Genomic DNA, 13,942 nt, shown 5'->3' with positions numbered 1-13,942 from the left:
GTATCACAAAAATACTGAAAATTGTGTGTAATCTATGATTTATTTGAAATATTGTATCAACAGCGGTTGTAATTGCTTTTTCTGCGTAATTGCTGCATGAACAGTATCTACCATTTGGTCAAAATCAGCAATTAGAGAATTTGGTTTGGAGTGAGGAGAGTCCTGACCAAATGGGATAAAGTAAATATTTTTGGCATTTAACAACTTCATTATATTTATTCCATTTAAGCCGAGTGCATCATTTGTTGAAATTCCTAACACTACAGGTGATCCATTACGTAAAGTTGCCTTTGCTGCCATAAGAACAGGGCTATCTGTAGCCGCATTGGCAAACTTACTAATACTATTACCTGTCATTGGAGCGATTACCATTGCATCCAGTGGATTGGATGGACCAAATGGCTCCGCTTCTTTTATAGAAGAAATAACTTTTTCTCCAGTTAAAGCTTCTATTTTTGCAATCCATTCCTCCCCTGTACCAAAGCGTGTAGCTGCATGTAAAACGGAATGGGTAATGATTGGTATAACCGTTGCACCAACATCCATAAAATTTTGAATTTTAGGTATGACATCTTCATACGTACAATGAGAGGCTGTAATACCTAGGCCAATTCGTTTCCCCGTTAACAATTTTCTTCCTCCTCTATGGCCTTGCACAGAATTTCAGCAGCATTATGTGCAAAGTATTTCCCAGGCAATGATGGCAACAGTACATATGTTTGAAGTTGCTCAGCATCTATATCCAAACAGCCTGGCTCTGAGGCTAAATCATATAAAACTGCTGGAACATGATCTTTAAACGATTCTGTAATCCATTTAGCTGGAATGGTATTAATAAATGTACCTTCATTAATTGACCATAAACGATCATCTAAGTCCGTAGCTTTATAGCCATATGCCTTAGCCTCACTCACTTGTACAACTGAACGTGCAACAATATGAACATTTGCCCCCATTTTAACTAGTAAAGAAGCGAGCATTTTTGCGATACGTCCGAAACCTGCGATTGTAAAGTTTTGTCCGTAAATACATTTTTGCTCGAGTCCGTAAAACGTGGCGATAAACCCCTCTGCTGTTAATCTAGCATTTTGCCAAATAAACGATTCTTGTTGTAAATAGCAAAGGGATTCATTTTTTTCTAGCAGATGCTTCCAGTGCATAGTTAAACGACCTGTATAGAATTTAACCTGTGATATACCATATAGCTGTTCTACTTCTATTTTTAAAGGCAGGATAGGTAGAATAATTTTATTTGGTTGAAATTCTAAAACAAGTTTATTTAACTCCTCGTTCCAAACTGTCGTTCTTTTATAAAACACTGTTCTCGATGGACTTCTTAACATTGTAGCTAGTTCTTTTAATCTGGAGTCCTCACCGATAACGAGCCATTTTTCGTTTTCCAAAAGCTCACCTCACTGTAAATATTCTGACTGTACTGTAGATGTCTTGTTAAATAAAATTCGATCTTCACCAATTAATATAATTTCGTGCCAAGGTATCATTTCACTAACCTTCATTTTCTTTTTTTGGAAAGGTAATTTATCTTTGACAATCTCAAAACCATGTATTTTTCCTGTTTGCACATCTAATAGGCATTCTGTATGAGCCAGGATGCCAAAATGTACACCACCCTCAATTTGAATTAACTCTTTATCCACCATCTCAGATAGTAGCATTCCTCATCTCCCTCCTTGAGCCGTTACCTCAATATATGCCGAGTTTTTGTAAATCGTGCCCCCTACCAAAAGTAGGAATATATTGCATTTCTGCTCCAATCTGTGTATAGTGTGTATATACAGTTATAAGAGGTGAGGATTTTGCATATCCATTTAAGCAATGCCAGTGATAAGCCCATATATGAGCAAATCACCATCCAGCTCAAAGAAGCCATTCTAGCTAATAAATTGCAAGCAGGTGATGCCCTACCATCCATTCGTGCTTTAGCTAAAGATTTAAAAATAAGCGTAATGACTACTAAACGTGCCTATGCCGATTTAGAACGGGATGGCTTTATTGAAACAGTCGCTGGGAAGGGAAGCTTTGTAACGGAACGTAACCAGGATTTCCTGCGTGAGGAGCTCTTGCGACAAGTAGAGGAACATGTGCTGAAAGCCGTAAAATTAGCGAAAACAGCTGGTCTATCAAATGAAGAATTACAAGATTTAGTCACTTTAATGTTAGAGGGGGATCATTAAGATGAATGCCATTGAAATTCATGACTTACATAAAGGATTTGAAGGTTTTTCACTAAAAGATGTAAGTTTTTCAGTACCTCAAGGAACAGTAATGGGCTTTGTTGGAGAAAATGGTGCTGGAAAATCCACAACGATTAAGTGCATGCTTAATTTAGTAAAAAAAGAATACGGCGATATATTACTTTTTAACAAAGATCATGTCGAACATGAACAATCGATTAAAAATGACATTGGCGTGGTTTTTGACGAATTACACGTACCCGAAACGCTGACTGCGACTCAGCTTGACAAAATTATGAAAAAGGTATTTAAAACATGGGATACAGATTACTACTTTGAACGATTAGCTCAATTTAACGTGCCAAAGAAGAAAAAAATCAAGGAACTTTCGCGAGGCATGAGAATGAAGCTATCAATTGCTTTAGCATTGTCTCATCATCCGAAACTCTTAATTTTAGATGAACCAACAAGTGGTCTGGACCCCATTATTCGCGATGAAATTTTAGATTTATTTTTAGCATTTATGCAGGATGAAACACACAGTATTCTTTTTTCCTCCCATATTACAAGTGATTTAGAAAAAATAGCCGACCATATCACCCTTATTCATAATGGAGAAATTTTATTGAGTGAAAGTAAAGATGCCCTTTTATATGAGTATGGCATTTTCAAAGGAAGTCTTGAGGAGGTAAACGAATTACCTGAGCATGCGATTATAAGAAAGCGCAATGGCGTATTTGGAATCGAGGCATTAGTACTTAAAAAGGAAGTAAATGAGATGTTCAAACTTGAAAGACCCTCTATCGAAGATATTATGCTATTTTTCGTGAAAGGGTGTGTTTAATTATGATTGGTTTACTAGTAAAAGATTTTATGACCATTCAGCGTCAAATGAAGTCACAATTATTTGTCATACTTTTTCTCCTTATTATGGCTATTCTTATGCGAGAAACTTCTATGATTTTAGCTGTTATTGTTTTTATTGTTACCATTCAAGCCATCACTGCCCTTGCGTATGATGAACAATGCAACTGGGATAAATACGCTAATACCTTTCCAATTACAAAAGCTGATATTGTGCTTAGTAAATACTTACTAAGTGTGTTATTAATGCTACTCGGTCTTGTCATTGCTCTACCAATCATTTTTCTTATTCATCAATTGAGCAATAATGAGATGACTGCTCAATTTTTCCTCACGTTTATGATGATTGTAACATCGGCCCTTTGTCTGTTAGCCGTTTTTTTACCTATTTATATTAAATATGGCTCTCTCAAAGGAAGAATGGTTCTAATTGCACTTTGTTTTATCCCTGGCTTTTTAGTGGGGATGTTTAAAGGGGCTATACCCACAATAATTATGACATTTTTAGATTTAAAGCAATTCATCTATTTTACACCTTTCGCTGGACTTCTGTTACTGTGGCTTTCCTCACTCATTTCTACAGAAATCTATAAACGAAAAGAATTCTAGGGGGGATTCCATGCGTGCCTTATTAGTACAAAGATTTATCGTACAAAGATGGACTATCCTTTTTGCAATCACTATCTGTTTCGTTCTTTATTTCATACGCTTGCCTTATTTAGATAGCCCATTCATTTGTCTATTTGTAGTAATTGTTTCCGCTAGCCTCGTTGAAAATTTATATAAAGGGGATCGTCAAGTAAAATGGGAAGTTTATGTTAATAGCTTGCCTCTCTCAAAGAAAGTCCAATTACAGTCGGATTTCCTTTTTTGCTATGCCTTTGTTGCAAGTCTCTATATATTAATTGCACCTTTGTACTTTTCACAGTCTGAAGCGTCTACAAATTTTATTAGCCATTTTGCCATGTATGTTGGTTTTATCAGTAGCTCTTTTTTTCTTCTTTCTAGTCAATTTTATATTCAACAGCTCGAGGAAACGGAGAAAATGCGATCTTTACAGATGCTTACAGCTACAGTACTAATTATAACTCTTAATTCGGTTGTTCATTTTTATTTATCGCTAGTAGCAGGAAATCTCTTCATTTTGTTAATCCCAACGCTTATAAGTATCTTTAGTAGCTGGTTAGTTTTTCAAAAATGTCTTCATTTATTGATGACACGAGAAATATTTTAACATTCAAAAAAAATAGGCTGCCCTTAAGGCAACCTATTTTTTATCTACAACTACATGAATTAATGTATCATTAGCAATATCAATCGTAAAGGCTTTCCCAAATCCAACAACATAACGCCCCTCTATTGGCGTTAGTTCGAATAAAGAAAAATCAAGTGAGCGCAACAACTCCATCATTTTTGCATTAAACAGTTGATCGAATGTCGCAAATATATCCTCATGACCTTCATTCCCTAATTTTTTTGGTACACATTGCCAACGTGCTCGCTCTGGAGCAAATGGATTGGCTGTTACGGCCTCATCTGCTACACAAATTAAATCAACCACTTCCGATTGCTCCATGAGTTGGTAATGCTCGGCTATTTGGCTAAGATAAACATAAAACTTTCCGTTGAGTCGCACAAAAGGCGTAGTACTACTAAAAGGCTTACCTTCCCCATTCACGAAGCTTAACACACAGTTTTTTTTACTTTGTATAAAGCTTTCATAATTTTGTTTTACTTGTTCAATATCAATTGCTTTTGGCATATTATTTCCCCCTATACTCTAACCGTATTTTTCAATTGAATTCTCGGAGAATTATCCCAAGATACATATTGAATTTCAGCTTCCATACGATATATTTGTTGGATCATTTGTTCAGTCATCACTTCATCCGGTGTCCCTATATGTGCTCGGTTACCATCCTTTACAACGACGATTTTATCGCTGTAACTAGAGGCTTGGTTCAAATCATGAAGCACCATTACAACTGTCATACCCATATCACGGTTAAGCTCCCGTACTAATTCTAGCACTTCATGCTGATGAGCAATATCTAAAAATGTCGTGGGCTCATCCAATAATAAGACTTGTGGCCGTTGTGCCAAAGCCATCGCAATCCATGCGCGCTGTGCCTCGCCACCAGACAAAGCGGCTATTGGTTTTTCTTTATAATGGGAAAGATAGGTTTTTTCTAATGCCCAATCAATAATTGCCTCATCCTCTGCATTCAGGCGTTCAAACCACTTTTTATGCGGATATCGACCATAGGCCACTAAACTTTTGACAGAAATATCGCTCGGAGCTTGGTTTTGCTGACTCAGCATACACATTTTGCGTGCGATTTCCTTTGAGGATAGTCGACGCATATTTTCTCCTTCAAACAGGATATTCCCACCACTGTACGGCTGCATCCGTGCAATCGCCTTTAATATCGTTGATTTACCAGAGCCATTCGGTCCAATAATCGATAGAATCTCGCCTTGTTCCACTTCAAATGAAAAATTATGGACAACTTCCTTTTGTTCATAGCTGATGGATAGCTGTTCAATTTTTAACATTAAAACGCCCTCTTTCTCATTAAGTATAAGAAGTAAGGTCCACCGATTACCGCCATTAAAATGCCTGCCGGTATATCAAGTGGTGCAAATATTGTCCGTCCGCCCGTATCCGCAACCAATAAAACAATCGCCCCCAAGGCCATACTCATAGGCAACATGTATTTATAATCAGAACCAACTAATAATCTCGCCATATGAGGTACAATTAATCCAACAAAGCTGATCATTCCCACTGCAGCAACAGATATCGCTGCTAAAAAGACAGCTAAAATTGATAGCATAATACGAATCCGTGTTACACTTTCCCCTAAATTAGTAGCGACCTGATCGCCCAAACGGATAATGTTTGCTTTGCGAATTGCAAAAATGGATAGTATCCAGCCTATAATGGCGTACAAATAAATCATATGCAGCGATGCATTTCCTTTTGCAGCGAGACTACCATTCATCCATTGTACTGCCGATGGTAGACGATCACTATATAGTATCGACAAAAATCCAATGACGCCCCCACATAAAGCATTTACTGCAACCCCTGATAAAATAATGGTGATTGGGGTAATGCCTGTCCGTCTCCAGGCGAGTGCATAGACAATTGCTGCGGCAATTAAACCACCAACAAAGGCTGCGATAGGGATCAAATGGGTTAATTCTGGATTCGCTAAAAGGATAAGCAATACAAAAGCTGCAGCACCACTTGTTACCCCTGTTAAACCTGGATCTGCTAACGGATTTCCCATGACTGCCTGCAGTAACGCCCCAGATATAGCTATACTTGCGCCAATAATTAAAGCTAGTAACACGCGGGGAAGACGGATATCCCATATAATCGTTGTATACACACCCTCTTGACCACGACCATTGATAAGGGTTGATAATATATCAGGAGTTGAAATATGGACACTACCTAATCCAATTGCTATTACTGCTGCTAAAATGGTTATCACAAAGGTCGTGATAATAATCATGCGACTTCTTGCTGTATGAATCATACCTCTACCTCACGAACTTATTTATAGAAATAATCTGCAATCGTTGTTAGTGCTGTCTCAGCATTTGTAATAGATGTGACACCAAAAATACTGTAATCAAGCATATAGATTTTGTCATTTTTGTATGCTGATAATTGTTGCCAAGCACTATTTTTTTCAATTTCTTGTTTAAATTTATCTTCATTCGCTCCGTGATCGCCAGACGCTAAGACAAAGACAATATCTGGATCTGCTACAACAATATCTTCTAAATTCATTGGTGAATAAGTTGACTCTGCTTTTAATACTGATTTCGCAATATTATCTGCACCCAATCTTTCTACTAAGCTTCCTAAGTAGGATTTGTCGTTCATTACCATAAAGGAATCAGATGTTCCGATAACGAGCATAACAGATGGTAATTCTTTTCCTTGTGCTTGCTCTTCCAGCTCTTTTTCTTTTGCTACAAGATTTTGTAAGATTTCATTTACTTTTTCTTCTTTACCAAAGTATGTACCTAGCACCTTAAAACTCAATTTTAAGTCATCATACGAATCTGTTGGTAAATAAGCTGTTGGGAGATTCATTCCCTGTAGTGCTTGATCTAATGAGCTTTGTAGAGAAGAAGCGCCAAGAATCAAATCGGTTTGTAAACTCGAAATAACTTCTAAATCTGGTGACATTGGTGAACCAATTTTTGTAATCGAATCAAAGTCTGATGGTATCGGGTTTGTCGATGTTGGTACCCCCACTGGTGTGATCTCCAAAAGATGTAGCATTTCTGTTAAAGGAACTGATGTCGTCACAATTTTTTCCGGCACTGTTGTAGGAAAGTTTGCTAATGCCTTCTGAAAGGCTTCTTCATCAACACCATCTTGAAATTCATCTTTTTTGACAGCCGAAGTATCAGCAGCTTCATCTTGCTTTGCTACTTCTTCCTTTTGAATTTCTTTATCTGCGCCTTTCTCTTCTTGTTCTGCACATCCAACAAGTGCTAATGATAATGCGAGTGTACTAACATATAGCCATTTTTTCATATCTACTATTTCCTCTGTGTAAATGAAAATGATTTTCAATATCAATCATACTATCAGAGTTAATTGATAATTACAATGCCTAATTGATAATACAAATAAAAAGTAGGTGTCTCAATAATCATTTGAGACACCTACTTTTAAGACTATACAATGAGGTAGGTATTTTATTCGCTTGGTCCAATAATTGAAATAGCCGGCTCTGCTTTCAAAATTTTAGCAATCAATCGATCCACTGAGTCCATGGATACAGCATCTATAGACGCTAATACCTCGTCTACTGTACGATGTTTACGATGAACAAGCTCACTCGTACCATTCCGATTCATACGTGCGCCAGTTCCCTCTAATCCTAGAACAAAGCTACCTTTCAGCTGCTCTTTTGCATTATCAAGCTCTTCTTCTGTGACACCACCTGCGACAATATCGAGTAAAGTAGCATCAATAGTATGTTGTAGCTGTGATAATTGCTGACGGCTAGTACTGCCATAAATGGTGAACGCCCCAACATCTGCATAACAGGATTGGTAGGAGAAAATAGAATAAGCTAGACCTCTTTCTTCACGCACCTCTTGAAACAATCGTGAGCTCATATTGCCACCAATAATATTATTTAACGCAATAAAGCTATACATATCAGGGTCCTTAACACCAATAGCTGGATAGGATATAGCTAAATGCGCTTGCTCTGTATCTCGGATTTTGGAAATTTCCCCAGGATGAAATGAAGGATTTGTCAGCACAGGCGCAATCGCAACTGCGGAAGGCTGATATTGTCCAAATAACCGTTCAATCGTAGCTATGAGTTGAGGCGTAATATTGCCCGCAATGGAAATCACCACTGACTCTGGACCATAATGTTTGGCCATATAATGGCGAATCGCCTCAGCAGTAAATGTCTTTAATGTAGCTGCACTGCCCAATATCGGACGGCCCAGTGCATCATTGGGATACATGACACTCCATAGCTTTTCATGCACATCATCGTCCGGGGCATCTTCGCTCATTAAAATTTCCTCTAATACGACTTGTCGTTCTTTTTCTAATTCTTCTTCTGCAAATGTAGAATTAAAAAACATATCAGCCAAAATGGAGACTGCTAGCTCTGCATGATGATCTAAAACTTTTGCATAATAACACGTATTTTCCTTAGATGTGAAAGCATTTAATTCTCCACCTATCCGATCAAATTCTTCCGCAATTTGACGAGCTGAACGAGTTGCTGTTCCTTTAAACAACATATGCTCTATAAAATGTGTAATACCGTTCTCTTCAGGTAGTTCATAGCGTGAACCCGCGTTAACAAAAATACCTAAAGCAACAGATCTTACATGGTTAATTTGTTCTGACACAATACGAACACCGTTCTGACATGTATGTACTTGAACCAAAAAATCTCCCCCAACTATATATTTCTTTATGATGATAAACTATTTAAAAAGGCTGCGCATTAGACGCAGCCTTTTATCTTTATTATTTTTGTTGTTCAGCGCGTTCTTTTTCCTCTTGTAGTACTACTTTACGAGATAAATTCACACGACCTTGTTTGTCAATTTCAATTACTTTTACTAGTAATTGATCGCCAAGTTTTAAGACGTCTTCCACTTGCTTTGTACGTTCCTCTTGAATTTCAGAAATGTGAAGCAAGCCATCTTTACCTGGGAAGATTTCACAAAACGCACCGAATTTTTCAATACGCTTCACTGTCGATAAGTAGTATTCCCCTACTTTAGCTTCACGTACGATATCTTCAATAATTTGTTTTGCGCGTGCATTCATTTCTTCATTAGCAGAAGAAATATAGATTGTACCATCTTGTTCTGTATCAATCTTAACGCCCGTTTCTTCAATAATTTTGTTAATTTGTTTTCCGCCAGGTCCAATAACATCGCGAATTTTATCTGGGTTGATTTTAACAATCACGATTTTTGGTGCAAATTCAGATAATTGTGTACGTGGCTCTGCAAGTGTCGCAAGCATTGATTCTAAAATATGCATACGACCTACTTTAGCTTGTGTCAATGCTTCTTCTAAAATATTTCGTGATAGGCCATCGATTTTAATGTCCATTTGTAGAGCTGTTACACCTTTAGCTGTACCAGCCACTTTAAAGTCCATATCCCCTAGATGATCTTCCATGCCTTGAATATCCGTTAAAATAGAATAATGTTCACCTTTTTTAATAAGGCCCATTGCAATACCTGCAACTGGTGCTTTTAAAGGAACACCAGCATCCATCATAGCTAATGTAGATGCACAAATAGACGCTTGAGATGTTGAACCATTTGATTCAAGTACTTCCGATACACAACGAATTGTATATGGGAAAACAGACTCATCAGGAATAACTGCTTCCAGTGCACGTTCTCCTAAAGCTCCATGACCAATTTCACGACGACCTGGTCCACGAATTGGTCCTGTCTCACCAACCGAGAATTGGGGGAAATTATAGTGGTGCATGAAGCGTTTTGATTCTTCGACACCTAAACCGTCAATAATTTGTACATCCCCAAGCGCGCCTAAAGTACAAATAGAAAGTGCTTGAGTTTGTCCACGTGTAAATAGACCTGAACCGTGTGTACGTTGTAATATTCCGGTTTCAGAAGAAAGTTGTCGAATCTCGTCTAGTTTACGACCATCTGGACGAATTTTATCTTCAGTGATTTGTCGACGTACTTCATCTTTTACCATCTTATCAAGTATTGTATAAACCTGCTTCATCGTATCATCATCTGCTTCTTGCTCTTCATAGGAAGCAATAATACGATCTTTTACAGCTTGAATCGCTTCGTCACGAGCATGTTTCTCAGCAGTTTGAATTGCATCATGCATATCCGTCTCACAAGCAGCCTTTATATCCGCTTGGATTGCTTCATCAATTTCAAATAATGTAACTGGTTTCTTTTCTTTTCCTACCTCAGCCACAATTTGCTCTTGGAATGCGATAATTTTTTTAATTTCCTCATGCCCAAACATAATCGCTTCTAACATCACTTCTTCTGGAACTTCAAGTGCGCCAGCTTCAACCATGTTGATAGCGTCCTTGTTCCCTGCTACAGATAAATGAATTGTCGATTGGTTCGATTGTTCCACTGTTGGATTAACAATGAACTCACCGTCAATATAACCAACTTGTACACCCGCTATTGGCCCATCAAATGGAATGTCAGAAATAGCTAAGGCTAATGAAGAACCAAGCATTGCTGCCATTTCAGACGTACAGTCAGAATCATTTGACATTACCATAGAGATTACTTGAACTTCGTTACGGAAACCATCGGGGAACATCGGACGGATTGGACGGTCGATTAAACGGCTCGCCAATATAGCTTTTTCTGATGGACGCCCTTCACGCTTAATAAAGCCGCCAGGAATTTTACCCGCAGCATATAGACGTTCTTCATAGTTTACTGTTAATGGGAAGAAATCAAGTGGTTTTGGTGATTTTGACATTGTGGCTGTAGATAATACGGAAGTATCGCCATAGCGTACTAATACAGCTCCGTTTGCTTGTTTTGCTAACTGTCCTACTTCAATTACAAGTGGACGGCCAGCCCATTCGTAGGAATAGACTTTCTTTTCGTTCATTCAATGAACCCCTCTCTATTATAAAAAACACTTACTTCGTCTGTATGTACTAATTGTAAGTGTACCAAAAATGCTTGTTCTATGCTAAAAAATATTTCTTGAAATAATCATACATTTAAATTCAGTTATTGCCAATTTATTTAAGATTTATTTCTATATTTTATTGAAAAAACATTTTTATACTTTTGTTATATGGAATTGACTTAAATTGATCCTTCCTGACGAAAAGTAATGTATGTAAATAGATATAAATGCTTCTTCACATTATTATTTCAAGTGCAGGCTATACACAATAGATTTATTATACCACGGTACTTGTCATACAACATCCTACTAGTATAAAGAAAGTTAAGTATGTAGTAAAGTTTAAGTGTGTCAAGGTGGAAAAATTAAAATAAATGCCCCGTCAAACTAGCATTCACGGGGCATTTCATGTCTCTTTTATGTAAATTATGTAGTTTTAGACAGCGGTCTAGCTATTTTATCTTTGTTTTTTGCTGTTTGGATCTTATTGCTGATAGCTGGAATGACGAAACGATCCAATCCAAACTTACCGGCATTGAAACCAGCTGCTGCTATAAAGATAGCGAGTAAAATATCCCATGGGTTACTTGATATAGTTCCTGCCATTAAAAATGCAAAGTTCATAACCATCCCAAAAAATGCAGCATAGGTTGTTAAACATCCAAGTATTAATCCTAGGCCAACTAAAAACTCTCCCCAAGGAATAAGGAAATTAATAATTTCAGCATTGGGTAAAGCAAATGTTTCAATAAACTTTACATATAGTGGATATGCTAAATCCTCGCCGCTAGTTACTGGATTTGCTGTTGCATTTGCTAAAAAACCGGATGCATCAAATCCATTCATCAATTTTCCCCAACCGGCTGTTAGCCAATGCCAACCTAGATAGATACGAATAATTGTCAAAATCCCTGCAACAATATTATTCTCTCTTAATATTTTGTTAAACATCCAACTGCACCTTCTCACCATAAAATTTTGTTTTCACATTTCACAAGCTGAAGTAAGTTGTTATAGGCCATTCATGGCTAAATAAGAACAACTACTATTCAATTAGTTCTTGATCCAACTCGATTGGACAATAAAGCTAAATTCACATAGGACTGGTTGAATTTGGTTGCGAAATGTGATTAGAATATATCACCCTTTTATTGGCTAGAACATGTTTTTTCTAGCTCGTTCACCGGAGCGTAAAAAAGTTATGGCTTATTATCGAACAAAATAAAAACGGAGACGAGAAGTGAACTATCCTAGAAGGTCATTATTTTTTTGCAATAAAAAAAGACTGTAGACAAAACATAAGTTTGTCTACAGCCCGCTGTAATTAGCGACGTAAGCCTAAACGGTTGATTAGTTCACGGTAACGTTGTACGTCAGTTTCACGAAGATATTTTAATAAGTGACGACGACGACCTACCATTTTAAGAAGACCACGCTCAGAGTGGAAATCTTTTTTGTGTGTACGTAAGTGAGTATTTAGAGCATTGATTTCTGCTGTTAATACTGCAACTTGTACTTCTGGTGAACCAGTGTCACTTTCGTGAGTACGGTACTCAGCGATAATTTCGTTTTTACGTTCTTTTGTAATAGCCATTTGTATGGACCTCCTAAGAAAAATTATTTATCCCCATTAGCACAGTAAACGTTGGAGTCTTCGATATACCGAGCTAAGGTTGAGCATTATGCACTTATGAATGTTACCATAAATGATTGGGGCAAGCAAGTAAAAACCGTTACTTCGTTGACTCTATTGTAGATCGTTAAAATATTGTATAGCTTCTTGTTTATCTTTTTCGATTTGCGTTTTTAAAGCTTCAATACCGTCAAATTTTCTTTCGCTTCGAATACGTTTATACCAAGCTACATGTACTTCTTCGCCATAAATATTCTTATCAAAATTTAAAATATGAACCTCAATGGACAATTGCTTATCGTTAGGATCTTTAAACGTTGGTTTGTACCCTACATTGCAGACACCATCATACCAAGCATTTTGGACTAGTAGACGAACAGCATAGACCCCACTTGCCGGAATAAAGGTGCCTTCTAAAGCTTGGACATTTGCAGTTGGGAAGCCAATTGTTCGACCACGTTTATCACCATGTACAACCATTCCGTTAATTTCAAATGGCCGTCCTAATAATGTTCTCGCCGCTTCCATATCACCCTCTTGTAAAAGTTGGCGAATACGGGTTGAGCTGATTTTCTCCACATCATCCGTTCTCTTCTCAACAATTGTCACACCATAATCACCATTGCTTAATGCACGCATATCTTCCATTGTCCCTTTACCGAATGCCCCAAATGAATAATCGAAGCCAGCCGTCACATGTTGAATATTTAATCCACGAATAAATGTATCAATAAATGCGGCTGGAGATAGCTTAGCAAAATCAGATGTGAAATGGACAACGAATACTGTATCCACGCCTTGTTCTTCAAAAAGCTGTAATTTCTGCTGTAAGAGTGTAATATAAAAAACCTTTTCGTTACGCCCTCCAAGGACTAATGATGGATGCGGGTCAAATGTCATTACTGCACTTGGAATTTGACGCTTTTCTCCCTCTTCCTTTGCCGCCTTGATAACAGCCTGATGCCCTCTATGTACACCATCGAAAAAGCCAAGCGCTAATGAATAGGGCTGCATGCTTTCTCTTTGCTGTAATTGATGTGGGTATTTTAAATGAATGACCTCCATTGAAAAATCCTC

The 13,942-nt window shown here is 37.5% G+C and carries 16 protein-coding genes; 4 read left to right on the top strand and 12 right to left on the bottom strand.

Annotated features, from left to right (window positions below; translation table 11 throughout):
- Positions 1–39 precede the first annotated feature (39 nt).
- From KVT27_RS02615 to KVT27_RS02605, 3 genes are read right to left on the bottom strand one after another with little or no spacing between them, the layout of a single operon-like run.
- Positions 40–630: a dipicolinate synthase subunit B gene (locus KVT27_RS02615; RefSeq protein WP_008178956.1), complete on the bottom strand. Its 591-nt coding sequence runs from the start codon at positions 628–630 to the stop codon at positions 40–42.
- A complete protein-coding gene (locus tag KVT27_RS02610; RefSeq protein ID WP_012293314.1) occupies positions 624–1,403 on the bottom strand; it encodes an NAD(P)-dependent oxidoreductase in 780 nt (259 codons plus the stop codon). The genes KVT27_RS02615 and KVT27_RS02610 overlap by 7 nt, the downstream gene beginning before the upstream one ends.
- 9 nt (positions 1,404–1,412) lie before the next feature.
- Complete coding sequence (locus tag KVT27_RS02605) at positions 1,413–1,676, bottom strand: YlmC/YmxH family sporulation protein (protein WP_004224966.1); 264 nt, start codon at positions 1,674–1,676, stop codon at positions 1,413–1,415.
- 141 nt (positions 1,677–1,817) lie between these two features.
- Between KVT27_RS02605 and KVT27_RS02600 the strand changes: the two genes are divergently transcribed.
- The 4 genes from KVT27_RS02600 to KVT27_RS02585 are packed head-to-tail and all read left to right on the top strand — an operon-like array spanning position 1,818 to position 4,293.
- A complete protein-coding gene (locus KVT27_RS02600) occupies positions 1,818–2,195 on the top strand; it encodes a GntR family transcriptional regulator (protein ID WP_008178959.1) in 378 nt (125 codons plus the stop codon).
- A 1-nt stretch (position 2,196) separates the two neighbouring features.
- Entirely contained in the window at positions 2,197–3,039 is an 843-nt protein-coding gene (locus KVT27_RS02595) for an ABC transporter ATP-binding protein (RefSeq protein WP_217580610.1), read from the top strand.
- 2 nt (positions 3,040–3,041) lie between these two features.
- Positions 3,042–3,668, top strand: coding sequence for an ABC-2 transporter permease (locus KVT27_RS02590; RefSeq protein WP_036226489.1), 627 nt, complete (start codon positions 3,042–3,044; stop codon positions 3,666–3,668).
- A 10-nt stretch (positions 3,669–3,678) separates the two neighbouring features.
- Positions 3,679–4,293 carry an ABC-2 transporter permease gene (locus KVT27_RS02585; protein WP_217580609.1) on the top strand — a complete coding sequence of 205 codons (615 nt, stop codon included), beginning with the start codon at positions 3,679–3,681 and terminating at the stop codon, positions 4,291–4,293.
- Positions 4,294–4,326: 33 nt separating this feature from the next.
- On the opposite strand, the gene KVT27_RS02580 is transcribed toward KVT27_RS02585, so the two are convergent.
- The 9 genes from KVT27_RS02580 to ribF form a co-directional block, all read right to left on the bottom strand.
- Entirely contained in the window at positions 4,327–4,821 is a 495-nt protein-coding gene (locus KVT27_RS02580) for a pyridoxamine 5'-phosphate oxidase family protein (RefSeq protein WP_217580608.1), read from the bottom strand.
- An 11-nt stretch (positions 4,822–4,832) separates the two neighbouring features.
- A complete protein-coding gene (locus tag KVT27_RS02575) occupies positions 4,833–5,615 on the bottom strand; it encodes an ABC transporter ATP-binding protein (RefSeq protein ID WP_036124065.1) in 783 nt (260 codons plus the stop codon).
- On the bottom strand, positions 5,615–6,607 hold the full coding sequence (locus KVT27_RS02570) for a FecCD family ABC transporter permease (protein WP_150908018.1): 993 nt from the start codon (positions 6,605–6,607) through the stop codon (positions 5,615–5,617). The genes KVT27_RS02575 and KVT27_RS02570 overlap by 1 nt, the downstream gene beginning before the upstream one ends.
- A gap of 17 nt (positions 6,608–6,624) precedes the next feature.
- Positions 6,625–7,623, bottom strand: coding sequence for an ABC transporter substrate-binding protein (locus tag KVT27_RS02565; protein WP_036124057.1), 999 nt, complete (start codon positions 7,621–7,623; stop codon positions 6,625–6,627).
- A 164-nt stretch (positions 7,624–7,787) separates the two neighbouring features.
- Positions 7,788–9,011 carry a M16 family metallopeptidase gene (locus KVT27_RS02560; RefSeq protein ID WP_036124055.1) on the bottom strand — a complete coding sequence of 408 codons (1,224 nt, stop codon included), beginning with the start codon at positions 9,009–9,011 and terminating at the stop codon, positions 7,788–7,790.
- An 82-nt stretch (positions 9,012–9,093) separates the two neighbouring features.
- Positions 9,094–11,208 carry a polyribonucleotide nucleotidyltransferase gene (gene pnp, locus KVT27_RS02555; RefSeq protein ID WP_036124052.1) on the bottom strand — a complete coding sequence of 705 codons (2,115 nt, stop codon included), beginning with the start codon at positions 11,206–11,208 and terminating at the stop codon, positions 9,094–9,096.
- Between the two features lie 450 nt (positions 11,209–11,658).
- Complete coding sequence (locus KVT27_RS02550; RefSeq protein ID WP_036124050.1) at positions 11,659–12,183, bottom strand: DoxX family protein; 525 nt, start codon at positions 12,181–12,183, stop codon at positions 11,659–11,661.
- 373 nt (positions 12,184–12,556) lie between these two features.
- Positions 12,557–12,826: a 30S ribosomal protein S15 gene (gene rpsO, locus KVT27_RS02545; RefSeq protein ID WP_008178982.1), complete on the bottom strand. Its 270-nt coding sequence runs from the start codon at positions 12,824–12,826 to the stop codon at positions 12,557–12,559.
- 153 nt (positions 12,827–12,979) lie between these two features.
- Positions 12,980–13,930 carry a riboflavin biosynthesis protein RibF gene (ribF, locus tag KVT27_RS02540; protein WP_150908020.1) on the bottom strand — a complete coding sequence of 317 codons (951 nt, stop codon included), beginning with the start codon at positions 13,928–13,930 and terminating at the stop codon, positions 12,980–12,982.
- Between the last annotated feature and the right edge of the window lie 12 nt (positions 13,931–13,942).

The sequence above is a fragment of the Lysinibacillus sp. GbtcB16 genome, from assembly GCF_019091145.1.
Lineage (GTDB): Bacteria > Bacillota > Bacilli > Bacillales_A > Planococcaceae > Lysinibacillus > Lysinibacillus fusiformis.
Note: the sequence above shows the minus strand (reverse complement) of the source record. Positions and strands in the feature narration are given on the sequence as shown.

Excerpts from the sequence above, each read along its gene's own strand:
- KVT27_RS02585 (WP_217580609.1), top strand. The coding sequence starts at position 3,679 with ATGCGTGCCTTATTAGTACAAAGATTTATCGTACAAAGATGGACTATC.
- KVT27_RS02570 (WP_150908018.1), bottom strand. The coding sequence starts at position 6,607 with ATGATTCATACAGCAAGAAGTCGCATGATTATTATCACGACCTTTGTG.
- KVT27_RS02595 (WP_217580610.1), top strand. The coding sequence starts at position 2,197 with ATGAATGCCATTGAAATTCATGACTTACATAAAGGATTTGAAGGTTTT.
- KVT27_RS02550 (WP_036124050.1), bottom strand. The coding sequence starts at position 12,183 with ATGTTTAACAAAATATTAAGAGAGAATAATATTGTTGCAGGGATTTTG.
- KVT27_RS02575 (WP_036124065.1), bottom strand. The coding sequence starts at position 5,615 with ATGTTAAAAATTGAACAGCTATCCATCAGCTATGAACAAAAGGAAGTT.
- KVT27_RS02590 (WP_036226489.1), top strand. The coding sequence starts at position 3,042 with ATGATTGGTTTACTAGTAAAAGATTTTATGACCATTCAGCGTCAAATG.
- pnp (WP_036124052.1), bottom strand. The coding sequence starts at position 11,208 with ATGAACGAAAAGAAAGTCTATTCCTACGAATGGGCTGGCCGTCCACTT.
- rpsO (WP_008178982.1), bottom strand. The coding sequence starts at position 12,826 with ATGGCTATTACAAAAGAACGTAAAAACGAAATTATCGCTGAGTACCGT.
- KVT27_RS02580 (WP_217580608.1), bottom strand. The coding sequence starts at position 4,821 with ATGCCAAAAGCAATTGATATTGAACAAGTAAAACAAAATTATGAAAGC.
- ribF (WP_150908020.1), bottom strand. The coding sequence starts at position 13,930 with ATGGAGGTCATTCATTTAAAATACCCACATCAATTACAGCAAAGAGAA.
- KVT27_RS02565 (WP_036124057.1), bottom strand. The coding sequence starts at position 7,623 with ATGAAAAAATGGCTATATGTTAGTACACTCGCATTATCATTAGCACTT.
- KVT27_RS02605 (WP_004224966.1), bottom strand. The coding sequence starts at position 1,676 with ATGCTACTATCTGAGATGGTGGATAAAGAGTTAATTCAAATTGAGGGT.